At 66.6% G+C, this 23856-nt stretch carries 26 protein-coding genes; 11 read left to right on the top strand and 15 right to left on the bottom strand.

The genetic code is table 11. The annotated features are described in order from the left end of the window. The first annotated feature begins 45 nt into the window (after nucleotides 1–45). The 6 genes from UK23_RS03995 (at nucleotide 46) to UK23_RS03970 (ending at nucleotide 6089) form a co-directional block, all read left to right on the top strand. The gene (locus UK23_RS03995) at nucleotides 46–1575 is read left to right on the top strand and encodes an ATP-dependent DNA ligase (protein WP_045309966.1); all 1530 of its coding nucleotides are present in this window, start codon (nucleotides 46–48) and stop codon (nucleotides 1573–1575) included. Between the two features lie 87 nt (nucleotides 1576–1662). Then, nucleotides 1663–2445 (top strand): GNAT family N-acetyltransferase, encoded by a 783-nt coding sequence (locus tag UK23_RS03990; RefSeq protein WP_045309965.1) that lies wholly within the window; start codon nucleotides 1663–1665, stop codon nucleotides 2443–2445. Next, nucleotides 2442–2873 carry a DUF6210 family protein gene (locus tag UK23_RS03985; RefSeq protein ID WP_052684333.1) on the top strand — a complete coding sequence of 144 codons (432 nt, stop codon included), beginning with the start codon at nucleotides 2442–2444 and terminating at the stop codon, nucleotides 2871–2873. The genes UK23_RS03990 and UK23_RS03985 overlap by 4 nt, the downstream gene beginning before the upstream one ends. Before the next feature lie 37 nt (nucleotides 2874–2910). After that, on the top strand, nucleotides 2911–4350 hold the full coding sequence (locus UK23_RS03980) for a GuaB1 family IMP dehydrogenase-related protein (protein ID WP_045309964.1): 1440 nt from the start codon (nucleotides 2911–2913) through the stop codon (nucleotides 4348–4350). A gap of 3 nt (nucleotides 4351–4353) precedes the next feature. Further along, on the top strand, nucleotides 4354–5307 hold the full coding sequence (locus UK23_RS03975) for an ABC transporter ATP-binding protein (RefSeq protein ID WP_045309963.1): 954 nt from the start codon (nucleotides 4354–4356) through the stop codon (nucleotides 5305–5307). Continuing rightward, nucleotides 5304–6089, top strand: a complete 786-nt coding sequence (locus tag UK23_RS03970; protein ID WP_330769831.1) for an ABC transporter permease — start codon at nucleotides 5304–5306, stop codon at nucleotides 6087–6089. The genes UK23_RS03975 and UK23_RS03970 overlap by 4 nt, the downstream gene beginning before the upstream one ends. Nucleotides 6090–6142: 53 nt before the next feature. Here the strand turns inward: UK23_RS03970 and UK23_RS03965 are convergent, their stop codons facing one another. Further along, the gene (locus tag UK23_RS03965; protein WP_045309961.1) at nucleotides 6143–7435 is read right to left on the bottom strand and encodes a PhoH family protein; all 1293 of its coding nucleotides are present in this window, start codon (nucleotides 7433–7435) and stop codon (nucleotides 6143–6145) included. 387 nt (nucleotides 7436–7822) lie between these two features. Then, nucleotides 7823–9073 (bottom strand): hypothetical protein, encoded by a 1251-nt coding sequence (locus tag UK23_RS03960; RefSeq protein WP_045309960.1) that lies wholly within the window; start codon nucleotides 9071–9073, stop codon nucleotides 7823–7825. A gap of 228 nt (nucleotides 9074–9301) precedes the next feature. On the opposite strand from UK23_RS03960, the gene UK23_RS03955 reads away from it, so the two are divergent. Continuing rightward, nucleotides 9302–9565 carry a hypothetical protein gene (locus tag UK23_RS03955; protein ID WP_156212730.1) on the top strand — a complete coding sequence of 88 codons (264 nt, stop codon included), beginning with the start codon at nucleotides 9302–9304 and terminating at the stop codon, nucleotides 9563–9565. A gap of 87 nt (nucleotides 9566–9652) precedes the next feature. Beyond that, the gene (locus tag UK23_RS03950) at nucleotides 9653–9922 is read left to right on the top strand and encodes a hypothetical protein (protein WP_045309958.1); all 270 of its coding nucleotides are present in this window, start codon (nucleotides 9653–9655) and stop codon (nucleotides 9920–9922) included. Between the two features lie 52 nt (nucleotides 9923–9974). On the opposite strand, the gene UK23_RS03945 is transcribed toward UK23_RS03950, so the two are convergent. After that, entirely contained in the window at nucleotides 9975–10754 is a 780-nt protein-coding gene (locus tag UK23_RS03945) for an isoprenyl transferase (RefSeq protein ID WP_045309957.1), read from the bottom strand. Between the two features lie 77 nt (nucleotides 10755–10831). Between UK23_RS03945 and trhA the strand changes: the two genes are divergently transcribed. After that, the gene (gene trhA, locus UK23_RS03940; RefSeq protein ID WP_045309956.1) at nucleotides 10832–11503 is read left to right on the top strand and encodes a PAQR family membrane homeostasis protein TrhA; all 672 of its coding nucleotides are present in this window, start codon (nucleotides 10832–10834) and stop codon (nucleotides 11501–11503) included. A 28-nt stretch (nucleotides 11504–11531) separates the two neighbouring features. On the opposite strand, the gene UK23_RS03935 is transcribed toward trhA, so the two are convergent. The 7 genes from UK23_RS03935 to UK23_RS03905 all read right to left on the bottom strand — a co-directional run bounded on the left by UK23_RS03935 (nucleotide 11532) and on the right by UK23_RS03905 (nucleotide 18192). Next, nucleotides 11532–12758: a tyrosine-type recombinase/integrase gene (locus UK23_RS03935; RefSeq protein ID WP_045309955.1), complete on the bottom strand. Its 1227-nt coding sequence runs from the start codon at nucleotides 12756–12758 to the stop codon at nucleotides 11532–11534. 12 nt (nucleotides 12759–12770) lie between these two features. Further along, nucleotides 12771–12953, bottom strand: a complete 183-nt coding sequence (locus tag UK23_RS03930; protein WP_045309954.1) for a helix-turn-helix domain-containing protein — start codon at nucleotides 12951–12953, stop codon at nucleotides 12771–12773. A 15-nt stretch (nucleotides 12954–12968) separates the two neighbouring features. Beyond that, nucleotides 12969–14615, bottom strand: coding sequence for a replication initiator (locus UK23_RS03925; protein WP_082114389.1), 1647 nt, complete (start codon nucleotides 14613–14615; stop codon nucleotides 12969–12971). Continuing rightward, the gene (locus UK23_RS03920; protein ID WP_045309952.1) at nucleotides 14612–16084 is read right to left on the bottom strand and encodes an FtsK/SpoIIIE domain-containing protein; all 1473 of its coding nucleotides are present in this window, start codon (nucleotides 16082–16084) and stop codon (nucleotides 14612–14614) included. The genes UK23_RS03925 and UK23_RS03920 overlap by 4 nt, the downstream gene beginning before the upstream one ends. Before the next feature lie 460 nt (nucleotides 16085–16544). Then, entirely contained in the window at nucleotides 16545–16841 is a 297-nt protein-coding gene (locus UK23_RS03915) for a hypothetical protein (RefSeq protein WP_156212728.1), read from the bottom strand. 14 nt (nucleotides 16842–16855) lie between these two features. Next, nucleotides 16856–17278, bottom strand: a complete 423-nt coding sequence (locus UK23_RS03910; protein WP_045310019.1) for a hypothetical protein — start codon at nucleotides 17276–17278, stop codon at nucleotides 16856–16858. A gap of 134 nt (nucleotides 17279–17412) precedes the next feature. After that, nucleotides 17413–18192 carry a GntR family transcriptional regulator gene (locus UK23_RS03905; protein WP_045310018.1) on the bottom strand — a complete coding sequence of 260 codons (780 nt, stop codon included), beginning with the start codon at nucleotides 18190–18192 and terminating at the stop codon, nucleotides 17413–17415. A gap of 72 nt (nucleotides 18193–18264) precedes the next feature. On the opposite strand from UK23_RS03905, the gene UK23_RS49970 reads away from it, so the two are divergent. After that, a complete protein-coding gene (locus tag UK23_RS49970) occupies nucleotides 18265–18699 on the top strand; it encodes an NUDIX hydrolase (RefSeq protein ID WP_082114397.1) in 435 nt (144 codons plus the stop codon). Between the two features lie 112 nt (nucleotides 18700–18811). On the opposite strand, the gene UK23_RS51240 is transcribed toward UK23_RS49970, so the two are convergent. The 4 genes from UK23_RS51240 to UK23_RS03895 form a co-directional block, all read right to left on the bottom strand. Next, entirely contained in the window at nucleotides 18812–19261 is a 450-nt protein-coding gene (locus UK23_RS51240; RefSeq protein ID WP_156212726.1) for a hypothetical protein, read from the bottom strand. Beyond that, entirely contained in the window at nucleotides 19258–19674 is a 417-nt protein-coding gene (locus tag UK23_RS51235) for a hypothetical protein (protein ID WP_156212724.1), read from the bottom strand. The genes UK23_RS51240 and UK23_RS51235 overlap by 4 nt, the downstream gene beginning before the upstream one ends. Continuing rightward, a complete protein-coding gene (locus UK23_RS03900) occupies nucleotides 19662–20027 on the bottom strand; it encodes a hypothetical protein (RefSeq protein WP_156212722.1) in 366 nt (121 codons plus the stop codon). The genes UK23_RS51235 and UK23_RS03900 overlap by 13 nt, the downstream gene beginning before the upstream one ends. A gap of 801 nt (nucleotides 20028–20828) precedes the next feature. Next, complete coding sequence (locus tag UK23_RS03895; RefSeq protein ID WP_045309949.1) at nucleotides 20829–22223, bottom strand: class II fumarate hydratase; 1395 nt, start codon at nucleotides 22221–22223, stop codon at nucleotides 20829–20831. 62 nt (nucleotides 22224–22285) lie between these two features. On the opposite strand from UK23_RS03895, the gene UK23_RS03890 reads away from it, so the two are divergent. Then, on the top strand, nucleotides 22286–23254 hold the full coding sequence (locus UK23_RS03890) for an NAD(P)/FAD-dependent oxidoreductase (protein WP_045309948.1): 969 nt from the start codon (nucleotides 22286–22288) through the stop codon (nucleotides 23252–23254). A gap of 118 nt (nucleotides 23255–23372) precedes the next feature. Here UK23_RS03890 and UK23_RS03885 read toward each other — a convergent pair whose 3' ends face one another. Beyond that, complete coding sequence (locus tag UK23_RS03885) at nucleotides 23373–23831, bottom strand: Lrp/AsnC family transcriptional regulator (protein WP_045309947.1); 459 nt, start codon at nucleotides 23829–23831, stop codon at nucleotides 23373–23375. Nucleotides 23832–23856: the final 25 nt, after the last annotated feature.

Raw genomic sequence — 23856 nt, 5'->3', positions numbered from 1 at the left:
CCGCCGACTCCAGAAAATGTCAGTGCTCGGGTGCACCATGAGTACGTGCTTCTCTCCGAAGTAGTCGACACGTCGGCCGCCGTCGCGGCGACCCGGTCGCGCCTGGCCAAGGTCAAGGCGCTGTCCGCGTTGCTGCGCGGAGCGTCTGCCGATGTCGTGCTCGCGGTGGTGTCGTTCCTCATAGGCACGCCGCGTCAGGGCCGCATCGGCGCGGGCTGGCGCACGGTCTTCGACCTGTCGGTGCCGCCGGTCGAGCAGGCCGGGCTCACGGTCGCCGAGGTCGACGCCGCGCTCGCCGAGGTGGCCGCGACGTCCGGCAAGGGCTCGGCGCAACGCCGGGTCGATCTGCTGGCGGCGCTGTTCGGCCGTGCCACCGAGGCGGAGCAGGACTTCTTACGCCGCCTGCTCACGGGCGAGCTGCGTCAGGGCGCGCTGGAAGGCGTGATGCTCGACGCGATCGCCTCGGCCGCGGACGTGCCGGGCGAGACGGTGCGGCGCGCGTTCATGCTGTCCGGCCGATTACCGGAGACGGCGGTGGCCGCGCTCGCCGGTGGCGCATCGGAGCTGGAGGCGTTCCGGCTGGAGGTCGGCCGTCCACTGCGCCCCATGCTGGCCTCGCCGGCGGAGTCGCTCGACGACGCGCTGGCCGAGCTCGGCAGCTGCGTGGTGGAGCACAAGCTCGACGGTGCGCGCATCCAGGTGCACCGCTCGGGCGACGACGTGCACGTCTTCACCCGCACGTTGCGCGAGATCACCAAGACGGTGCCCGAACTGGTCGAGCTGGTCCGCGGCCTGCCGTGCACGTCGGTGGTGCTCGACGGAGAGACGCTGGCGCTGACCGACGAGGGGAGACCCCGCCCGTTCCAGGAGACGATGAGCCGGTTCGGCGCTCAGGACGAGCGCGAGCTGCTCCTGCACCCGTACTTCTTCGACTGCCTGCACCTCGACGGCAAGGACCTGCTCGACGAACCCCTGCGCGACCGCCTGGCGGCCCTGCGTCAGGTCGCGGGTGAGCACGTCATCCCAGGCGTGCTGGACCCGTCGCCTTCCGAGGCCGCCGGGGTCGTCACGGCAGCGCTCGGTGCAGGCCACGAGGGCGTGATGGTGAAGTCGCTGGCTTCCCCGTACGCGGCGGGCCGTCGCGGCCGTGCCTGGCAGAAGGTGAAGCCGGTCCACACGCTCGATCTAGTGGTGCTCGGCGTCGAATGGGGCAGCGGCCGCCGGCGCGGCTGGCTGTCGAACCTGCACCTGGGCGCCCGCGACCCGGACGGCGGCCCGCCGGTGATGGTCGGCAAGACCTTCAAGGGCCTCACCGACGAGCTGCTCACGTGGCAGACCAAGGCCCTGCAGGAGATCGCGACCGAGCAGAACGACTGGGTGGTCATGGTCCGCCCGGAGCTCGTGATCGAGATCGAACTGGACGGCGTGCAGGTCTCGCCGCGCTACCCCGGTGGTGTCGCACTGCGGTTCGCCCGCGTCGTGCGCTACCGCCCGGACAAGGACCCGTCAGAAGCCACGACGATCGAGGAGGTGAGGGCACTTCTGCCCACCGCACAACCAAATCCCGAGGCCTGACACGACCACCACTGTCCCGGCACGTCGAAGTGCTCGGCGGCGAAAATCGAGTGCGGCTCCCCGGAATCGGCAAATAGTGTCGCACCAATGACCGATGCTGCCGCGCTCCTGCGCGCCTTCGACGACCAGGCCCGCCCCGCCGAGTGGACGGTCCTCGACCCCGGCGCCACCGTTGACCGCGACGGCCCCGTGTTCCGGGTGTCCTGGCCCCGCCGGCGCGGGTTCGTCGGGGGACCGCCCGACCTGGGCGTCACCGGTGTCGAGCTGGACGAGCTCATCGCTCGGCAGCGTGACTTCTTCACCGCGCGGGACCAAGGCGTCGAGTGGAAGACGTGGGGCCATGACACGCCCGCTGACCTGCCCGAACGGTTGCAGGCGGCCGGGTTCGTGTCGGAGGGCCGCGAAACCGTGCTCGTCGGCATCGCGGAGGAGATGACGGCGCCGGTTCAGCTCGACGGGATCGTCGTGCGGGAGGTCGCCGAGGAGGCGGACGTGCACCGGCTCGCCGCGACCGCCACCGAAGTGTTCGGCCGGGGGCACGACTGGCTGATCGAGCGTCTGCTGGAGAAGAAGGACGACCCGAACGTCGTCGCGGTGGTCGCGGAGGCTGATGGGCAGGTCGTGTCGTCGTCGCGGATCGAGATCGTGCCGGGCACGGAGTTCGGCGGGCTCTGGGGTGGCGGCACGCTCGAGAAGTGGCGCGGCAAGGGCATCTACCGGGCGCTCATCGCGCATCGGGCCCGGCTCGCCGTCGCGCGGGGCGTCAAATACCTGCAGGTCGACGCGTCCGAGGACAGCCGGCCGATCCTGGAGCGGCTCGGGTTCGTGGCCGTCACCACGACCACTGGATATGCCTGGAACCCGAGGTGAGAGTCCGGATCGTCTGGGTGGACGGCCCGGCGGAGGGCCGGCTGCACGTCGTGGTCCGAGCCAGGACCCGGATCGTCTACAAGCACCAGTACGGCGGCGTCATGTGCCGGCACGGCGAGGTGCAGGGCTACCTCGTCCCCGTCTTCGGTGCCGAGGCGCTGGCAGAGTTGCGGGACTTCTTCGAGGGCACGCTGGGGACGTACGGCACGACCAACCACGACGGAGTGCGGTTCGAGTGGCGGGAGGACCAGCTCGACCTGCTCCGGCGGGTGGTCAGCCGGATCTCGTGGTGGGCGGACGACCGCCTGTACCCAGAACCGGTGCCGATCGTGCTCGACGAGAGCCGGATTCAGGAGTTCGACGAGGCGTGGCTGCCGGTGCTCACGCCGGACGGGCCGGGCGTGCTCTGGTGGCAGAACTCCGACTGACTGCCCAATCGAGACACTGCGGGTATCGTGGAAGCACGTGCGGTTCATCGAAGGGCATCGACCCTCTTACGACCTGACCTACGACGACGTGTTCCTGATCCCCGGCCGCAGCGCCGTGGAGTCGCGGTTCGGCGTTGATCTGTCCACCTCGGACGGCACGGGTGCCACCATCCCGATCGTCGTCGCGAACATGACGGCTGTCGCCGGGCGGCGGATGGCGGAGACCATCGCGCGACGGGGCGGCCTCGTCGTCATCCCGCAGGACGTACCGACCGAGGCCGTCGCGGAGATCATCGCGTGGGTCAAGGAGCGGCATCCTGTCTGGGACACCCCGCTGACGCTCACCACGGGTGACGCGGTGGCGGACGCGTGGAACCTGCTGCACAAGCGGGCTCACGGGGCGGTTGTCGTGATCGACGACGGCGGCAGGCCCATCGGGGTGGTCGACGAGGCGGCGCTCACAGGCGTCGATCGGTTCGCGCGCCTCGGCGACGTCATGAACACCGACGTCCTGCAGCTTCCGCTCGGCACCAAGCCGCAGGACGTGTTCGACCAGCTCCACCACAGCGCGCACAAGATCGCGCTCGGAGTGGACGAGGAGCAGCGGCTCAGCGGCGTGCTGACCGAGCTGACGGCGTTGCGGGCCGAGGTCTACAAGCCTGCCACTGACGACGACGGGCAGCTGCGGATCGCGGCCGCGGTCGGGGTCAACGGGGACGTCAAGGCCAAGGCCGAGGCGCTGATCAAGGCCGGGGTGGACGTGCTGGTCGTGGACACGGCGCACGGTCACCAGGAGAAGATGATCGCGGCGCTGAAGGCCGTGAAGGAAGCGAACCCGAGCGTGCCGGTGGCGGCGGGCAACGTCGTCACCGCGCAAGGTGTGCGGGATCTGGTCGAGGCGGGCGCGGACATCATCAAGGTCGGCGTCGGGCCCGGCGCGATGTGCACCACGCGCATGATGACCGGGGTCGGCAGGCCGCAGTTCTCAGCGGTCGCGGAGTGCGCGGCAGAGGCGCGGAAGCTCGGCAAGCACGTGTGGGCCGACGGTGGCGTGCGGCACCCGCGCGATGTGGCGTTGGCGCTCGCGGCGGGGGCCAGCAGCGTGATGGTCGGCAGCTGGTTCGCCGGCACCTACGAGTCGCCCGGTGACCTGCAGCGCGACGAGCGCGGAAACCTCTACAAAGAATCCTTCGGAATGGCGTCGAAGCGCGCCGTGACCGCCCGTACGCGGAGCGACAACGCGTTCGACCGGGCCAAGAAGGGGCTGTTCGAAGAAGGCATCTCGACTTCGAAAATGCGCTTGGACCCGGTGCGTCCGAGCGTGGAGGATCTGTTGGATGCGATCACGTCCGGTGTGCGCTCGGCCTGCACGTATGCCGGTGCGAACTCGCTGGAGGAATTCCACGACAAGGCGGTTCTCGGCATCCAGTCGGCGGCTGGGTTCGCGGAAGGACGCCCGTTGCCAGGGGGATGGTGAGAAATGGACGAAGCGGTAGAAGTAAGAGATCTCCGCAAAGTCTATAAAACCGGACAAAAACCAGCGGTGGACGGGTTGAGCTTCACCGTCCGCCGCGGTGAGGTCTTCGGACTGCTCGGCCCGAACGGCGCCGGCAAGACGACCACGGTCGGCGTCCTGACCACGCGCGTCCGCCCCACCGCGGGGCAGGCGCTCGTGGAGGGCGTCGACGTGGTCGCCGACTCGAAGCGCGCACGGCAGCTGCTGGCTGTCGTGCCGCAGCGCAACAACCTCGACCGCTCGCTCAACGCGAAGCAGAACCTGCTGTTCCACGCGGCCTACCACGGCATCGGGCCGGCGGAACGCAAGAAGCTCGCCGACGACATCCTCGAGCGGATGGGCCTGAAGGACCACGAGAAGGCGCTCGTCGACACGTTGTCCGGCGGTCAGGCGCAACGGCTGATGATCGCCCGCGCGCTGATGCACCGCCCGAAGGTGCTGTTCCTGGACGAACCGAGCACCGGCCTCGACCCGCAGGCCAGGCTCTTCGTCCACGAACGCGTCGCCGCACTGCACGCGGACGGCGTCACGGTCGTGCTGACCACGCACGACATGGACGAGGCCACGAAGCTGTGCGACCGCGTCGGCATCGTCGACCACGGCAAGCTGCTCACCCTGGACACGCCGGAAGAACTGACGAAGAGCTTGCCCGGCAGCAACACCGTCAGCGTCACGGTCGGTCTGAACGGCCACGAGCCCGCCAAGATCACCCAAGTGCTGTCCGAAGTGGACGGAGCGCAGCGGGTCGAGGAGGTCGGCAGCATGTTCCGCGTCTACACCGACGCGGACACCTCGGTCACGCTGCCCGCGGTGCTGAACGCGTTGCGCGACCTCGACGTCGTCGTCAGCGACGTCGCGATCGGCAAGCCCAGCCTGGAAGACGTCTTCATCCACCTGACCGGCAGGGAGCTGCGGTGAGCCAACCCAGAATGACTCAGCTCCGCACGTTCCAGGCGATCCTGTGGCGCGACGTCTTCGTCACGGGCCGTGAGCTGCCGAGCTTCCTCGCGCAGGTGATCATCCAGCCGTTCTTCATCCTCTTCATCTTCGCGAAGGTGCTGGGGGACATCGGCTATGTCCAGAACGACTTCGCGCAGGTGCTCCTGCCGGGCATCATCGCGATGAACGGGTTCCTGGGCGCGTTGCAGAACACGACGCTGCCGCTGGTGCTGGACTTCTCGTGGACGCGGGAGATCGAGGACCGGCTGCTGGCACCGATCTCCATCCCGCTGGTCGCGGTGGAGAAGATCGTGTTCGGCGCGATCCGCGGGTTCTTCGCGGCGGTGCTGATGGTGCCGGTCGGGTTCGTGATGCTCGACGTTTCCTGGGCCTGGTCGGGGATTCCGGGCGCGCTGGTCGTGATCATCCTGGGCTGTCTCGCCGGTGGCTCCGTCGGCATGGTCATCGGCACGTCGGTGCCCGCGCGCCGGGTCAACGTGATGTTCGCGGTGATCCTGACGCCGTTGCTGTTCACCGGCTCCTCGCAGTTCCCGTGGCGGTCGCTCAGCGATGATCTGCTGTGGTTCAAGGTGATCTGCGCGCTCAACCCGCTGACGTACGTGAGCGAGGGCATGCGCGCGGAGCTGGTGCCGAACGTGCCGCACATCCCGTTGCCGATCGTGCTGCTGGTGCTCGTGGTGGCGATCGCGGGCTTCGGCGGGCTCGGTCTGCGCGGCTTCATGAAGCGCGCACTGGACTAAAGCGAAACGGCCCCGCGCAACGAAAGCTGCGCGGGGCCGTTCCACTCAGGACACTATGAGGCGTAGTCCTCCAGCATCTCCGTGACGAGAGCCGCGATCGGCGAACGCTCCGAGCGGGTCAGCGTGACGTGTGCGAAGAGCGGGTGGCCCTTCAGCTTCTCGATCACCGCCGCCACACCGTCGTGCCGGCCTACCCGCAGGTTGTCGCGCTGCGCCACGTCGTGCGTCAGCACCACCCGCGAGTTGCTGCCCAGTCGCGACAGCACGGTCAGCAAAACGTTGCGCTCCAACGACTGCGCCTCGTCCACGATCACGAAGGAGTCGTGCAGCGAGCGGCCGCGGATGTGGGTGAGCGGCAGGACCTCGAGCATCCCGCGGTCCATCACCTCTTCCACCACCGCCTGGCTCACCAGCGCGCCGAGGGTGTCGAACACCGCCTGCGCCCACGGGCCCATCTTCTCGTTCTCGCTACCCGGCAGGTACCCGAGCTCCTGGCCACCGACCGCGTACAACGGCCGGAACACCACGACCTTCCGGTGCTGCCTGCGTTCCATCACCGCTTCGAGGCCGGCGCACAACGCCAGCGCCGACTTTCCCGTGCCCGCACGTCCGCCCAGCGAGACGATGCCGACCTCGGAATCGAGCAGCAGGTCCAGCGCGATCCGCTGCTCAGCGGACCTTCCGTGCAGTCCGAACGCCTCCCGATCTCCGCGCACCAGCCTGATCTGCTTGTCCGCGGTCACCCGGCCCAGAGCGCTCGACGTGCCCGCCAGCAACCGGAGTCCGGTGTGGCAGGGCATTTCCGCGATGTGCTCCAGGTCCTCGTACTGGGTCGGGTCGACGACGTTCTCCTTGAACAGGCTGTCCACCAGGGACTGCGGAACGTCCAGATCGGACATTCCCGTCCAGCCTGACAGGGTGACGTCGTGCGCCCGGTACTCCTCCGCCTTGAGTCCGACCGATCCGGCCTTGACCCGCAGCGGCATGTCTTTGGTCACCAGCGTGACATCGCGTCCCTCAGCAGCGAGGTTGAGCGAGCACGCGAGGATCCGGGCGTCGTTGGAGTCCGTTCGGAAACCTGATGGCAACACCTCCGGGTCGGAGTGGTTGAGCTCGACGTGCAAGGTGCCTCCCACATCCCCGATGGGGATGGGCGAATCGAGGCGACCATGCCGCAAGCGCAGGTCGTCGAGCAGACGCAGGGCTTCCCTCGCGAACCAGCCCAGTTCGGGGTGGTGGCGCTTGCCCTCCAACTCGCTGATCACCACGAGCGGCAGCACGACCTCGTGCTCCGCGAACCTGGTGGGGGCGAGAGGATCGGACAGCAGTACCGACGTGTCCAGCACATATGTCGTGATGGCTGGGGCGGCGGACTTGCGCCTGGGGGAGGAACTGCGCGATGAGCCTGAGGTACGGCTCGCGGGACGTCGTGCGTTCACGGCAACTCCCTCACGAACGCGGCACCCGCATCCGCTCCTCGCTGGGCCAGGCACAACCCTGATTGATCGTCTCGCCTTCTCAGGCGGGTCGACCACGAGGGCCGGGTGCCGGCCCCCTCGCGACGTTGTCAGCCACGATCAGGACCTCCCTGCGCGGTCCGCAGTGGTCGCGTCCCGCCGCTTTTGAAGTTACCTGCGGAAGTACCCCGTCTGCATGAAGCCACACAGGTGAATCCCGATTTGTCATCTGCCCGAAAACAACCCGAAACGTGACCGTAGCCGTGTTTCACCTGGTCAGATGCTGTTTTCCTGGGTGTTGTGCGCTAGCCAGGACAGACCGTCCCGCACCTGGGATTCGAGTGATTTCGGGGTCAGGGGCTCGTCGAGAAGTCTCAGATAGCGGAAGTCGAGCGACTCGCCGGGCACCCGGACGTCCAGCCACGCCCTCACCAGGCGCACTCCTTCGACGTACGTGGTCGTGTACGCGCGCCACAACGGATCCGCCAGAAAACGAACCATCTGCCGCGCCCGACGGTCGGGGACTAGCAGCCACCTGCGCAGATGCGCAACCACGTCATCCTGATCCGCACCCCGATCGTGTAGCAGCAGAGCCGCGTCCTGCCGCACCGTGAGCAGGCCCGATGCCGCCGATTCCACCTTTTCGGACAGTTCGCCGTCCATTCGCAACCCGAGGTCGCGGAAGATCTGCTCCGTCCACACGCCCCAGCCGGGTCCGACCGCCGCGTGCAGGCCGAGGTCCGCCATGCCCTCGGCCATCAGGCACTGCGGCGTGTTGATCAGGAAGATCGACTGCTCGGCGTGGCCTCGTTTGGCGACCAGGCCCGCGTCCTTGCGGCAGTGCTCGGTGTGGTGACCCGGATAGGACTCGTGCGCGACCAGATGCGGCAGGTTCGACATGCGGTGGCCGAGGTCGGCGTTGATCGCGACCCGGCTGCGGTAGCCGCCGAGGTAGTAGTTGAAGCCGCTCCACGGCTTGTTGGTGACGACCTGGTACTCCACGATCTCCTGCTCGGGCAGCGCGTACTTGCGGCGCACGCGGTCCCTCAGGGCGCTGGAGATGGCCTGCACGGCCCCCTGGAGCCTGCGTGCGGGCACCTCGTCGGCAGTGCGGTAGGCGGTGAGGCGTTCGGCGAGCGAGCCTGAGCCGGGCAGCAGTGCGTCGAGATTGCGGTGGGCCTGCGAGTACGCGTCCTCGTCGCCTGGCCGGATGCGGACCTGGAAGTACTGCTCGACCTCGTCGACGAACGTGATGCGCTCGCCGGCGAGTTTGCGCGCGGTGCACTCGAGCGCACGGAGATGTGCTTGGAGGAACTGTTTGCGCTGGTCCGTGAGGTCTGCGCCGGGGAGTTCTTTTTGGAGCTGCCTGGCGTGGCCCGCGAGTGCCTTCGGGTCGAGCCGCGGCTCGTTGTCGACGGCGCGACTCAGCGCGGGGTCGCCGGTGTACGAGTCCACGAACCCGGACACCAGGCGCCCGAGCCGCAGCCCGAGAACCAGATATCCGCGCACCAGCTCGTCAGCGTCCATGAGTCGAAGAGCGTACGGCCTCTACCACAGGGGCTTACTCGCGACCGAATCGTGAATGGAAGGCCACCTGATCGGGGAATATTGTTGATCATGGCGTCACACAATGGGGTCATGGGGGCCGCCAATCGAGATCTTCACCGATAGCGTCTCCGCCCGGAGACCCCACCCTCCGGAGATCCCCGAAGACTCCGGAAATGACGGGGATAACCCGACATGAAGGAGATTGACGTGAAGAAGGTTTGTGCCGCGGTTGCCGCCGCAGCTGCGCTGTCCCTTGCGTTCGCCCCGGCCGCCATGGCGGGCGAGGGCCACGGCCACGGTGGACACCACTGGAAGAACGGCCCGCTGCTGGTTGCCCTGAACGGCAACAACCTCAACGGCACGATCGGTGCCTGCGGCAACAACGTCGGCGTCTTCGGTGGTGCCGTGCCGATCAACTCGCCGTCGATCACCGAGACCTGCGCCGCCGGCGGCATCGTCGACGAGGGCTGATCTCCCTTTTAGTTCTGCCTCTGGGGGCGTCATTCATGGCGCCCCCAGAGTTGTTTCACCCGTTAAAACCTTCATGAGGAGAAAATCGTGCTGAAGAAGGCTGGCGCCGCCCTCGGTGTGGCTGCTGCGTTCCTGGCTGTCGGTTCCCCGGCAATGGCCGTTCAGGGCCACGAGTGGGAGAACGCGCCGCTGCTGATCGTCGGCAACGCGAACAACCTGAACCTGGTTGGCGGCGTGTGCGGCAACAACGTCGGTGTGTTCGGTGGAGCGGTTCCGGTGAACTCGCCCTCCATCACCGAGACCTGTGCGGCCGGCGGCATCGAAGACGGTGTCGAGTGGGGCGACGACGAGGACTGATCTCGTCTTCGAAGAGGGGCGCCCACCGATCGCGGTGAGCGCCCCTCTTTCGTCAGTTGCCGTACCTGCGGTGCCGTTTGGCGTACTCGCGCATGGCCCGCAGGAAGTCGGTGCGCCGGAAACCGGGCCAGTAGGCCTCGCAGAACCAGAACTCCGAGTGCGCCGACTGCCACAGCATGAACCCGGAGAGCCGCTGCTCACCGGACGTGCGGATGATCAGGTCCGGATCCGGCTGCCCGGACGTGTAGAGGTGCTCGGCGATGTGGTCGACGTCCAGGACCTCGGCCAGCTCCTCGATGGTGCCGCCGCGCTCGGCGTGCGACTGCAGGAGCTTCCGCACGGCGTCCGCGATCTCCTGCCGGCCGCCGTACGCCACCGCGACGTTGACCTGAATGCCCTTGCGGTCCTTGGTCTTGTTCGCCGCCGTGGTGAGCCGCTCGGCGTGCTCCTGGGGCAGCATGTCGATCGCGCCGACGTGCCGCACCTTCCACGGCTTGCCGTCCTCGGCGAGCTCGTCGGTGATGTCGGCGATGATGTCGAGCAACGGGGCCAGCTCTTCGGTGGGCCGGTTGAGGTTGTCGGTGCTCAGCATCCAGAGCGTGACGACCTCGACACCGGAGTCACCGCACCACTCGAGCAGCTCGAGAATCTTGCGCGCGCCGGCCCGATGCCCGTGCGCGACGTCCGTGAACCCGGCCTCGCGCGCCCACCGCCGGTTGCCGTCGAGGACGACGCCGACGTGCTTGGGCACCTGTGTCCCGCTCAGCTCGCGCCGGAGAATCCACTCGTAGAAGTGGATAGCGACGTCTTTCACACGGGTGCGGAGTGCCACGTCCGAACAGCGTACGCCGTGCAAGCTTGGCCACAGAGCCGCGGTCCGAAACCTACGGTCGCGTAACCTGAGTTCTCGTGACCACTGCGACCATTCCTCCACAGCCCGGACTGCGGCCGCGCCTTCGTGGTTGGCTGCACCTCTGGTCCTTCATAGCCTCGGTGGCGACAGGCGCGACACTGATCGCCCTCGCCGCGTCCACAGTGTCCGCACGCGCCGCTCTGGCCACCTCGGTCTACGGCCTGACGGTCCTGGGCTTGTTCGGCGTCTCCGCGCTGTATCACCGCGTGACGTGGAAGTCCGACCGAGTGCGCACGTGGATGAAGCGCCTCGACCACTCGATGATCTTCGTGTTCATCGCCGGCACCTACACGCCGTTCGCGCTTCTGGCGATGGACGCTTCTACCGGGCGCGTCGTGCTGACCGTGGTGTGGATCGGCGCGGTTCTGGGCGTGACGCTGAAGCTCGCCTGGCCGCATGCACCGCGGTGGCTCGGGGTGCCGATCTACATCGCTCTCGGCTGGGTCGCGGTGTTCGTGCTGCCCGAACTGTTGCACCACGCCGGGGTTGCCGCGCTGGTGTTGCTGTTGGTGGGCGGGGCGCTCTACACCGTTGGGGCGGTCTTCTACGCGACTCGGTGGCCCAATCCGTGGCCTTCGGTGTTCGGGTATCACGAGTTCTTCCACGCGGCGACCGTGGTGGCGGCGATCTGCCACTACATCGCCATCTGGCTCGCGATGTACTCCTGACCTGGTGTTTTCTGGCTAGTCGATCTCTCTAGGCCGTCTCCAGGCCGTCAGCCCGCCTCTTCGGCTTGAAGAGCGCGTTGGCGGCCTTCCTGCTCTTGTCGCCGCTGGAAGGCATCAGGTGGGTGTAGACCCGCAGCGTGAACCCAGGGTCGCTGTGTCCGAGGTTGACGCTCAGGGCCTTGATGGAGACGCCGTTCTCCAGTTGGACGGACGCGTAGAGATGCCTGAGCGCGTGCATCCCGTCGTCCTGCGTCACGTAGGTGAGGCCAGCCCGCGCGAATGCCGGACGCCACACGCCCATGTTGAACTTCTGGCGTCGGCAGGCGTTCTTGTCCGGGGTCGTCATGAGCAGCCGGACGGTCACGGGACGCCCTCCAGGCTTCTCCCAGGGCAGCGTGACGGCGATCGGCGGGAACTCCTCCATGTAGTCGTCCAGCTCGTCCAGGACGCCGTCACCGGCCGGGACGCTGCGTTCCTTCTTGCTCTTGGGCAGAGCGAACACGAGCGTGTTCTTCACGATCCGCACCTGCCGGACGATGTGGAGCTCCCGTGCCTCCCGGTCGATGTCGTCGGGGGAGAAGCCGAAGATCTCGCCCTGCCGCATTCCCGCCCCGGCTCCGAGCACAGCCGCAGGCTTGTACCGGGTGGGCAGCGCCAGGCGGACCGAGTGCAACCGCTTCTCCGGCCAAGGCTTGACCCGGCGTTCCGGTGGTGAAGGACGCTGCACGCTCCGTGCCTTGCAGACGTTGGCGTGCAGCTTCCTTTCCTCCACCGCAGCGTTGAGGATCGAGGAGAGCCGGTCGAACAGCGGTTGCTGATAGGTGAGCGAGAGCTCGTCCTCGGTCATGCCGCTGATCCAGCTGCGAACCATCGGAATGTCGATGGCCTTGAGGCTGCTCTTGCCGAAGAACGGCACCAGGCGCTTGTTCACCTGGTAGCGCAGGTTCTCCTGTGTTGCAGCGTCCTGTGACTGCCCGCCGAACCAGCTCTCGACGTAGACCTCGAACTTGACCTCACCGGCTTTTGGGTCGACGTACTTGCCTTCGAGCTTGTCCGACTCGACCTCAAGCAGGAAGTTCTCCGCCGCCTTCTTCTGCCGGTCCGGGAAGCTCTTGCTCTTTTCGTTCCCCTGGGGATCGAAGTAGCGCACCTTGTACCGCAGTCCCTTGCCGTACAGGTCGGTCTTGACCCGCGTGACCTGCTTGGTCTCCGGGTCCTTCACCTCTTTCCACCAACGATCCTGCACGTGTCCCATCGCTGTTCTCCCCTACGCTGCTTGATCTTCTTCAACCCACAGGCGTACCTGTGCGGGCACATAGCGCAGGTGCTTGCCGACCTTGCGCACAGGCGGGCCGTAGCTCCGCCATTTCCACTGGTAGAGCGTCTTGATCGGCACCCTCAGGAAGGCCGAGACCTCTTCCACACCCCACAACGGTTCGACGTCCGACATGCAGATCCCCCCGGATCAGGCGGCTATTGCTGGAGTTGCTGAAAGATCTGGCGAGGGCCGAGGCTGGGCGGCGAGCGCCTGGTCGTACTCGGCTCTCCACTTCAGGCGTTGCGCGATCATCTGCATGAGCAGTTCGGCGCGGCCGGGAACGTGCGGATCACCGGCGCGGACGGGCGACCACATCAGCCGCGTCCGGTTGGTCTCTTCCTTGACGATGCCCGCCGCAGCCAGCGCTTCCTTTACGAACACGGTCCGGTCGGACTTGTGTTCGGCGAGGGTCTTCCCCGACCAACGCCGAGACACGAGCACACGTCGGCCGGGCAGGCCGAGGGTTTCCCGGCGGTGTGCCTTGGAACGGCAGCGCCCTGGAGTCATCCGGGAGTTCGTGCCCTTGGGCTGCACGCCGTAGATGAGCCACACCGCGCACCGGTCCGAACACGGCGTCACAGCCAGCTCGGCGGCCAGGCGGTCCGCGTGGTCGGAGACCCGAGCCGAGCCGTCGATCTCCACGACCTCGGAGATCGACTTCACGAGGTACTTGGTCAGGTATCCGATGTGCCGCCCGGCTTCCTCAGTGCCACCAAGAATGCCTTTGGAGTGCACCTGAGCGCCGAACTCAGCCACGTGCGCCGGGACGTCGAGATTCGCCACCGCGTCGACCCACGAGGTCAGGGGGAGGCTCGTGTCTGGGTCTACGAAGCCCTTGGTGCGCATGTCCCACACGGGCAGCCGCTTGCCGCTGTACTTGATCTCGTCGTGGCTGGGCCACCACACCTGGAGGTAGGTGGCCGCCGTGACGTCCCGGACGACCTGGTGCGGGATCGAGCCCCGGACGGCGAAGTGCGCGTGTGGCGTGATGCGCTTCTGCGGCTCGACCGTGCCGAAGTACTGCGCGTCGAAGCCCACGACCCGCCGGAGGTTCTGCCACCACCGGTCCACCAGCGACGCGAAGTGCACGGCGTCTCTCGCAGCACGGCGGTAGTCGTACGTACTCGGGTCGACCGGTGTGCCGTCGTCGCGCACCTTGCCGTAGGTGTCGAGCGTGAGCGTGATGAACGTCGACGGCCGGTACTTGCCCGCGAACTCTCTGCCGACCGTGCGCTTGTCCACCTTGCGCCGAGGGAGGTTGGGCGCGTCCTGACGCCGACGAGTCGACCGACTCGGGGCTGTTCTGGCCGGCCGTTCGACGGCGGGAAGGTTCCCGCGGACTCCCTCCCTGCGCAGGTCAGCGTCCGCCTCACTGATGGCTTCCCGGAGGTCGTCGACCTGGTCGACCGCACCTTCAACCTCAGCCTTGCGGTACTCCGCCGTCAGGTCCGACCGGTACGTGACGAGCGCGACCTGATCAGGCGTAGGTGTCTCGCGCTCGGCGATGGGCTCGCGATCGAGGTGCCATCCCTCGCGGCACTGCGCCATGCGAGAGCGGCGGTTGCGATCCGCGCACGCCGGGCACTTGCTGGCTTGGGTGGAGTTGCACCGCACCGCGACGATGCGCACCTCTCCGGTGTCGAGGTCGACGACCTCACGCATCACTGGCCGGGTGCACACGCCGTGCTGCTCAGCGGCAGCCTTGATCACGTCCAGCGTGAGCGGCAGACGCGCCCGCTCCGCCGAGGTCATGCCCGCAACATCAAGGGGCACAGCGGGAACAACGCCGGTCATGCCGCCATCCCTTCTGGACCGTCCGGGCGTCCGGTGAACTCGTGCACCGTCGCGTCGCCGAGGAACAGGGCCAGCTCGACCAGGTCCGCGTCCCTGACGTGGAAGGCCCGAGCGCGTTCCGGTTCCCTGTGGCCGTCCTGCTTGATCCAGGCCACGCCAGGCGTGTTCTCGCTGATCTCGTGAGCCGCCGCACCTCGCTGGCGAACGCCGTCACCCAGGACCATGTCCACCTGCACCGGCTCATCCAGCCGCAGAGCCACGCGGGTGGTGAACAGGTGCCGGAAGCCGACGATCTCCTTGCGCGGGTCCTGGACGACCGCGACGACCGCGAAACCCGGAGCGCGTCCCTGCGAGGTGATCGTCTGCACTGCACGAGTCGCGCGGTCCCGCAGGTTCTTGTCCGTCTGGTAGGCGATCACGTCGGCCAGTTCGTCCACGATCAGCACCGTGAACGGCTCACCGGTCGAGCGCGCCCAGAGCCGTCGAATGCCCCGGTAGCGCGAGGCCCGTTCCTTGACCTCTGCGGCGATCTCTTCCAGCAGTTCGACCGCGTCAGGGCCGTTGTCGTAGACGACCTTGGCGAAGGCGTCCGGGCACTGCCCGAGTTCCATGCCACCCTTGGGATCGATGCCGACGAGGCGCACGAGTCCCGCGCGGATGGCCGGGGCGAGTTGCCAGACGATCGACCAGAGCACCGAGCCCTTGCCCGCACCAGGCACACCGACGACAAGGAGCTGAGAGCCGAGCAGGCGCAGCAGCCACGGCCGACCGGTCTCCGTCCTGCCGACCATGACCCGCTTGAGGTTCACCGTCGCCGCGTCATCGGACAGCGCAGGCACCGGCACCGCGCGAGCCAGCGGGTCAGAGTGGATGAAATCGAGTTCGAGCACCCGAGGCTTCAACACGCGGACACGGCACGACTTGGCGTTGAAGGAGTGCGCCAGGTTGTCCCGCCGCGCCTCCCACTGCTCTGGAGACTGCGCGGGAACCATCTTGACCCGCACACGATCCCGCCAGCCCTCCGAGCGCACCTGACGCAGCTTTGGCCGGAACTCCTTGCCCCTGCTGTCTTTCGTGAGTACGGCGAGCCGCGTCACGGTGCGCCACTGCGGGACGTAGACCGTTGCCCGACGCCACTCCGTCAGCACTCGGTGCCATCCATGCCGTACGAACGACGGCCGATGAAGCCCTGCCCAGATCACCAACCCGGCCGTTGCGCTCAGCACGACGATGACGAGTGCCCAGGGCCCGCAGTGGACGTAGATCAGGTGGACGGTGACGCCGCAGATCACCGCGACCGGGTAGCGCACGGCGAGGACCGCCAGGCGCACCGCCAGCCAGACGAGCACGACTACCAACGCGATGGGCAGTGACACGACCTTGACCCACCGGGGCAGGAAGAACCACCACGGCAGACGTGGTCGGACGCCCTCGAACGGAGCGGGATCAACCCAGCGGTTCCCGGACATCACGCCTCACCACCGTTCACGACGATGACGAAGATGAGCGGCAACCAGCCGAGGCAGCCACAGCACTTGATCTGTCCGGGTGCGTAGATCCCGAACCGGTGGCACACCTGGCAACGCCGACCGTTCGGCAGCTTCCATCCGGACGGACGACCGGTCCCGCTTGACGCGCCACATGTGTGTGGCGATACCCTCTGCATGACCCGAATCTCCTTGTGTCCCAACGAATGCATGGCTGATCGAGTCAGCGTGAAGTCGCAGGGAGACAGTCGAGCCCGCCAAGACTTGGACTGTCTCCCCGCGACCACGCCAACCGTGGTCCTGCTGTTCAGTTGTTCCTCTCGAAGCGTTCTCTCAACTCCGCCAGGCGTAGCCTCGCGGGCACCACAGCCCTTGTGGTTGTTGGGGAAGGCGCGGGACGGGCCGACGGGGTAGCAGCCGAGTCCACCCGTCCCGCGCCGCTCTACATGCGGGCTTCGTCCGAGCCCGCGCCGGAGTCGCTGAACCAGGACGGATCAGTCAGGTGGTGCTTGCCAGCCACCAAGCCGTGCTTGAGCTCCAGCATCTCGGCGAGCTTCCGCGCGCTGTTCTCGATCTCACGGGCGAGCCGAGCCATCACGCCCGGACCCTCGGGGGTGTTGGGCAACTGGATCGCCATGTTGCCGGGGTCGAGGAACATCACCAGGGCGGGAATGTCCTCGGTGATCATGACCATGTCTGCGGCCGACTGAGGCCCAGGCGCAGCAGTAGCGTTCAACATCAGGTCTCCTCCGCTCAGGCCGCAGCCGCGTCAGTGCCCGCAGGCTTGGCCGACTGCTTTGCTCCGCCACGGTTCGCGGGCAACGCCGAGTGCATCTCGTCGGCCCAGATCGTGTAGTTGACCCAGCCGTCACGCACGTACGGCGTGACCTTCAGCCCGGTGAACACCGCCGGGCGGAACGGCGTGCCCGGCATCGTCTCCGGCGGAACCGGCTGGTAGTCGGCCGCGATCTTCACGACCTGTCCGGTGTTCTTGCCCTTCGCGGACGGGTCCGTGCCCTGCACCGTCCACACCGGACGACCCGTCAGCTTGCAGACAGCGGGCTTGGTCTTTCCGTCGGCCCAGTCGTTCGCCCGCTCCACCGAGATGACGTAGAAGCCCTGTGGGAACAGCTCGTCGAAGGTGATCGGAAACCTGTGACCAGCGGGGATAGCCATGTTGTGCACCTCTTCAGTCGTTGCCCGTTGTGCCGGGCCCTTAGCTTGCCTAGTCGTCTAGACGAGTTCAGGTTAGCTAGTCGTCTAGAGGAGTTCAATCAGTCCTCTCGATTGTTCGCTTTTGCAAGCGCTGTCTACTGGGCCGGGACGTCGTACTCCAGGACGAAGGAGTGCGCGATCTTCACCGTGTCGCACACCTCCACCGGGACGCCGTTCGTGTCGTAAGCCGTGCGTACCAGGGTCATGACCGGGATTCCTGCGCCGATCTCCAACGCCTTGCGTTCGTCAGGCGTCGGCATCCGAGCGGACACCTCTTCCGTGAAGCGCGCCAGCTCGTGTCCCGCGTCCTCGATACGGCCATAGATGCCGCCAGGGCCTGTGTTGACCTCTGCGATCGGCGTGCCCTTGGCGATGGCCTCGGGGATGTACGAGGTTGCCGTCTCCACTGGCCGGCCGTCGGCCAGGTAGCGCCGCGACCGGACGATGACACGTTCCCGCGGCTTGAGGCGGAGCCGTTCGGCGACCTCTGGCGAGGCGGCCTCGTTCGTCACGCGGATCTGGTCGACGCCCGGCACGTGGCCGGATGCTTCGGCTTCGGCGATGAACGCGGACTTGCCTTCCTTGCGGTGTCTCCTTGCGAACCGGTCGGAGGCGAGTCGGCGCACCGGGGGAGCGGAGCGCACGAAGACGCCCTTGCCGTGCTGGGCGACGACGAGGCCTTCGGTTCTCAGCTCCTTGATCGCTTCGCGGACCGTCATCCGGGCTACCCCGAAGTGGTCGATCAGCGTGGCTTCGGAGGGCAGCTGCTCGCCAGGAGCCAGGCGTCCGTGATCGATGTGCGCGCGAAGGATGTCCGCGATCTGGCGGTACGGCGGCCGATCGTTGGACCTGTCTATAGTTCCTAGATCGAGCATGGTCACCTACTCCTACAGACGACTAGACGAGTTCAGTTTCTCATACTCGTCTGCTGAGGGAAAGTGCAGGCAATGACTGAGACGCCCCGCCATTCCGTGAGTGTTGCCGGAATCGTCGTCAACGACGAGGGCAAGGTTCTTGTCATTCGCCGCCGTGACAACGGCCACTGGGAACCGCCAGGTGGCGTGCTTGAAATGTCTGAGACCTTCGAGGAGGGCGCGCGTCGAGAGGTCTTGGAAGAAACCGGAATTTCGGTCCAGGTCGAACGTCTTGCGGGCGTCTACAAGAACATGAAGCGAGGGATTGTCGCGCTGGTGTTTCTTTGTAGGCCGCTCGACGAACCCAGTCGCGCTACTGAAGAAGCGGCAGAGGTTCGATGGATGTCGCTCGACGAAGTCCGCGAGGCAATGGCTCCTGCTTACGCAGTGCGAGTTTCAGACGCATTTGAGCCCGCAGTCAAAGTTCGGGCCCATGATGGCATCGGCCTTATTGGTGACGGGCGTTAGTTGATCTTTTGCCTGTCGTTGGCATGCCTCAACAGTTATAGATTAAGTGCACTATTGGCTGGCGTGAACCCTGGCAGCATGGGCCTCGATTGCGAACGGACTTGTTAGTAGTTCACTCGATATTCCGCCCGATTGGGGCGTACTCGCCCTCCTTTTCCCGCACGAAGAAGGCGCGTGACCACTCGGACCCTTCTGCGGTTAGGATCCATCGGTAAAGGCCAGGTGTGAGCGGTAGGCCGTTCTGCAGGTCGATCATGATGCGTGCGCCACCGCTTATTCCCGGCGGACGGTTCTCTCGATTTGAGGTTTGCACGCTAGTTCTGTACTCGATAAGTCGACTGTTCTCGTCTCCTGCGGAAACGATCTGACCTTCTGAATCAACGAGGCGTAGCCAGATGTCAAAGGATCGAGCGTCTGATTGATCAGAGTCATTTATTGTCGCGATGACAGAAAAAGCTGGCAAAGGCGCAGGGCCAATGGTGTCCCAGCCCGCGCCTAGGAGGTTAAGCTCTCCTGAGGTGGCAACATTTGCTGCACGCGCAAGCTCAATGTACGCGATCATACGGTTACCGTGCTCGTGGTCACGATTCCGTAAGGCTGAGAGTTGCGTACGACCGAGCCTTGATGCTCAGGCGCAGGGCAAGTGTCGACCACTTCCACCACTTCTGTATCCTTTAGAGTATCCCAGGCGACATCGAGGTAGGCCAGACCTGTATTCGCATTTATGTGTGACACGCGCGCAAATCCTTCGACCTCGTCGTCGGGCTCGAAGACCAGCACTCGTGCGCCTTGTTGAGGTAGTACTGAGAAATCGGCGACCCGCACGCGGATAAGTCCGTCTTGTGTAAGAGCGTTAAAGTTTGCGCGGACACGCGGCAACGGCCTTACTTTGAATGCCAAATGCCGGATTGAGCCCAGGCCTGCGCCTACGGCGGCAGCGCTTACTTGTCCGAGTACGGCGATCAGCGGGTCCATGCTGGGTTCCTCCTCGCGTCACCGAAGCACCGCTCGAACCTCTCAACGACCGCTGGGGTCAACTCTGTTCCGAGAAGTACATCGTAGTGGTACGGCTCGGGAGGCGACGCGGCAAGCTGGAATCCGGCTGCTTGAAGGTCCTCCACGGTGGCTACACGGTAGAACTTGACCCTGCGGTGCGGTCCGAAGAGTCTGGCCACTGCGGCGTCAAGCTCCTCACCAGGCTCAAGAGTCGAGGCAAACACGCTCAGGTGGAACTCACCGTCCCAGGTTCCGTCATCCTCCCGTTCAGTTCGTTCGTCCTCAGCTTCGTCGAGTACTCGCTCCGTAGCCTTGAGCTTGCCCTCTCGCATCACAACTGATCTAGGCGGAGGGGGCTCACCGGGGCGGCGCATCGTCAAAGGTTAACGCGACGGCTTCGAGAGCTTTTCGTCACACGGTGCGCTGGGAGGCGTGGTGCCGCTGTTCAGCACTGCACATCTTCGGAGCGAGCTGCGGAGGGTTGCTGCTGAACTGTGCTTTATTGGATCAAGGCGCCGCCGTCGGCGGCGCGCAGCGGGCCAGTCGCCTACCAGCGTGGCCCGCATCCATCCGGGCACGTCGGGCTCCCGCTTCGCTCCGCCCGCCGGCCACGGCGGCACGGCCCACGGATGGCGCGGCAGCGCACCACCGACGGCGGAATCAGACCCAAGGGCTACCAGCAGACGCCAGCCGGGACGATCGCGAAGGCGGCCAGCTGATCGAGCCGGGCACGGCGATCGACTGCCGCGACGGCTACGCCGCCTTGCCACCGAGCGACGACCCCAGGACAGCACGAAGGGCACCACCCCGACACGCCATGATCAGCCACGGCCAGCGGCACCGCGTCAAGACGGGAAAGCGTGTCTTGACCCAGCACCACTGTCCGCGAGATCGGCTCAGTGTCGGGATGATGCCCCGGTAGTGGTTGATCAACTCCCAGGCCGTCTACAGGCCGTGAGACGTCCCAAAGCGTCGAAAACCAGTGAGAACTATCGAGCAAGAAAACCGCAGCTCAACGGCCATGCGAGCCGACATCCACGCCTACGGCAAACGCCAGCGATCACAACATCGCCGTCTGGCTCGCGATGTACTCCTGACCCGGTGCCGGGTCGCCCGGCACCGGAATCAAGCGTTCAGCGGCCGCCTCGGGCCATGTGCAGCACGTCCAGGGCCGCGTCGAGCTGTTCCTCCGACAGCTTCGCCGGCACGTGGCCGCGTTCCAGCACCACCTCGCGGATCGTCTTGCGCTCCTTCAGCGACTGCTTGGCGATCGACGCCGCCTCCTCGTAACCCAGGTAGCGGTTCAACGGCGTCACGATCGACGGCGAGGACTCCGCGTACTCGCGCATCTGCGCGGCCTGGGCTTCAGCACCAGAGAGGACCTTGTCCGCCAAGAGTCGAGCCACGGCGGCCAGCAAACGCGAGGACTCCAGGACGTTGCGGGCGATGACCGGCAGCATCACGTTCAGCTGGAAGTTGCCCTGGGAGCCGGCGAACGCGACGGCGGCGTCGTTGCCGATCACCTGGGCCACGACCATCATCGTGGCTTCGGAGATCACCGGGTTGACCTTGCCCGGCATGATCGACGAACCGGGCTGCAGGTCGGGGAGAGCGAGTTCGCCCAGGCCCGTGCGGGGGCCGGAGCCGAGCCAGCGGAGGTCGTTGGCGATTTTGAACAACGCCACTGCCGAGGCTCGCAGCTGGCCTGAGATCTCGACGACGCCGTCCTGGGTGGCCTGGGCCTCGAAGTGGTCGCGGGCCTCGACCAAGGGGAGACCGGTCGCGGACGCCAGTTCGGCCGCGACCAGGGCGCCGAACGAAGCGGGGGCGTTCAGGCCCGAGCCGACCGCGGTGCCGCCGATGGGGAGTTCGGCCAGGCGGGGGACGGACGACTGAAGGCGTTCGACGGAGTAGCGGACCTGGGAGGCCCAGGCGCCGGCTTCCTGGCCCAGGGTGATCGGCACGGCGTCCATGAGGTGGGTGCGGCCGGACTTGACCAGGTCAGACCACTCGGAGGCGCGCGACTCCAGGACGGACGCGAGGTGCTCGAAGGCCGGGATCACGTCCTGCACGACGGCTTCGGTGGCGGCCACTCGGAGGGTGGTCGGGAAGGTGTCGTTGGACGACTGCGAGGCGTTGACGTGGTCGTTCGGGTGGACGTCGCGGTCCAGGTGGTGCGTCGCGAGGGTGGCGATGACCTCGTTGGCGTTCATGTTCGAGGACGTGCCCGAACCTGTCTGGAAGACGTCGACCGGGAACTGGTCGTCCCACTTGCCGGCGGCCACGTCGTCGGCTGCGGAGGCGATCGCTGAGGCCACGTCGTCGTCCAACACGCCTAGGCGGGCGTTGGCGCGGGCGGCTGCTGCCTTGAGCAGGCCCAGGGCCCTGATCTGGGCGCGTTCCAGGCCTCGACCGGAAATCGGGAAGTTCTCGACCGCGCGTTGGGTTTGGGCGCGCCACAATGCGTCGACCGGTACCCGGACCTCACCCATCGTGTCGTGCTCGACGCGGTACTCCTGTTCAGACATACCTCCGAGTCTCTATCGTCGATCACAGCACTGCCACCCACCACTGGCAGAAGGGCCCTCTCATGGAGCGTGACGTCGACCTCCTCATCGTGGGCGCTGGTCCCACGGGGTTGTTCGCCGCTTACTACGCAGGCTTCCGGGAAATGAACGTCGCCGTGGTCGACGCGCTGCCAGAACCTGGCGGCCAGGTCACAGCGATGTATCCGGAGAAGATGATTTACGACGTGGCCGGGTTCCCCGCGGTGCGCGGGCGCGACCTCGTCAACGGTCTGGTGGAGCAGGCAGGGCAGTTCAAGCCGACCTACCTGCTCGGCAGCCAGGCGCGCACGCTCGAGTCCATTGAGGACGGTCTGGCGATCGGCCTCGCGGACGGCTCGACGATCAACACCAAGGCCGTGCTGATCACGGCGGGCATGGGCGAGTTCAACCCGCGCCCGCTGCCCGCCGGTGACGGTTGGCTGGGTCGCGGCATGGTGCACTTCGTGCCGGTGCTGGCCGAGCACGCCGGGCAGCACGTCGTGATCGTGGGCGGTGGCGACTCGGCGTTCGACTGGGCGCTGGCACTGCACCCGATCGCGGCCAGCGTCACGATCGTGCACCGCAGGGCCAACTTCCGCGCGCACGCCGCCACCGTGCGGCAGGTGCGGGAGCTCGGCGTCGAGATCATCACCGACGCCGAGGTGCTGGCACTGCGCGGGGAGCCTCTGTCCGAAGTGGACGTCAAGGTCAAGGGCGAGGACGTGAAGACGCTGCCCGCGCAGACGGTTGTCGCGGCGCTCGGGTTCACGGCCGACCTCGGACCGATCGAGTCGTGGGGCCTGGAGCTCGACCACCGCGCGGTCGTCGTCGACACCACGATGCAGACCAAGCTCGACCGGGTCTACGCGGCGGGCGACGTCGCGCAGTACCCCGGCAAGGTCAAGCTCATCGCCACCGGGTTCGGGGAGGCGGCGACGGCTGTCAACAACATCGCGGTCATGCTCAACCCGTCCGCCCACCTCTTTCCCGGGCATTCCAGCGACGCGAGTTGAAACAGGCCGGCAGGATCCGCGAGCACGGGGAGACTTGTGGCCGTGCTCGCGGCCTGCCTGCTGCTGGTGGGGTGTTCGCCCAGGCCGACGCGGGCGGTCCGGCTGGACGAGCACGCTGCTAGTCCGGCAATGGCTCCGGGTCGTGCTTCGCCAGGTGCTGGAAGATGATCGACGTGCGGAAGCCGACGATCTCCTTGCGCTGACTCAGCCTGTCCACCAGGAACGCGTGCAGGTGCTCGTTGTCCTGCGCGCCCACGTGGATCACGAAGTCGTCGCTGCCCGCCATCACGAACACCGCCGTCACCTCGGGAAGGCCGGCGGCGAAGGCCTTGAAGGCGTCGATCACCATCCGGCTCAGCGGACGGACCTGCACCGACACCAACGCCTGCACACCGCGGTTCAGTGCGGCCGGTGCGATGTCGGCGTGGTAGCCGCGGATCACGCCGCGCTCGCGCAGCAGCCGGGTGCGCTCCAGGCACGTCGACGGTGCCACGCCCACCTTGCGGGCGATGTCGCGGTTCGACTGCCGGGCATCGCGCTGCAGTTCCCGCACGATCGCCGAATCAAGTTCGTCCATGTCGTCCCTCGACCCTCGCGGCCGA

It is taken from the genome of Lentzea aerocolonigenes (assembly GCF_000955955.1).
Lineage (GTDB): Bacteria > Actinomycetota > Actinomycetes > Mycobacteriales > Pseudonocardiaceae > Lentzea > Lentzea aerocolonigenes_A.
This window is presented reverse-complemented; position numbering and strand designations above follow the sequence as displayed.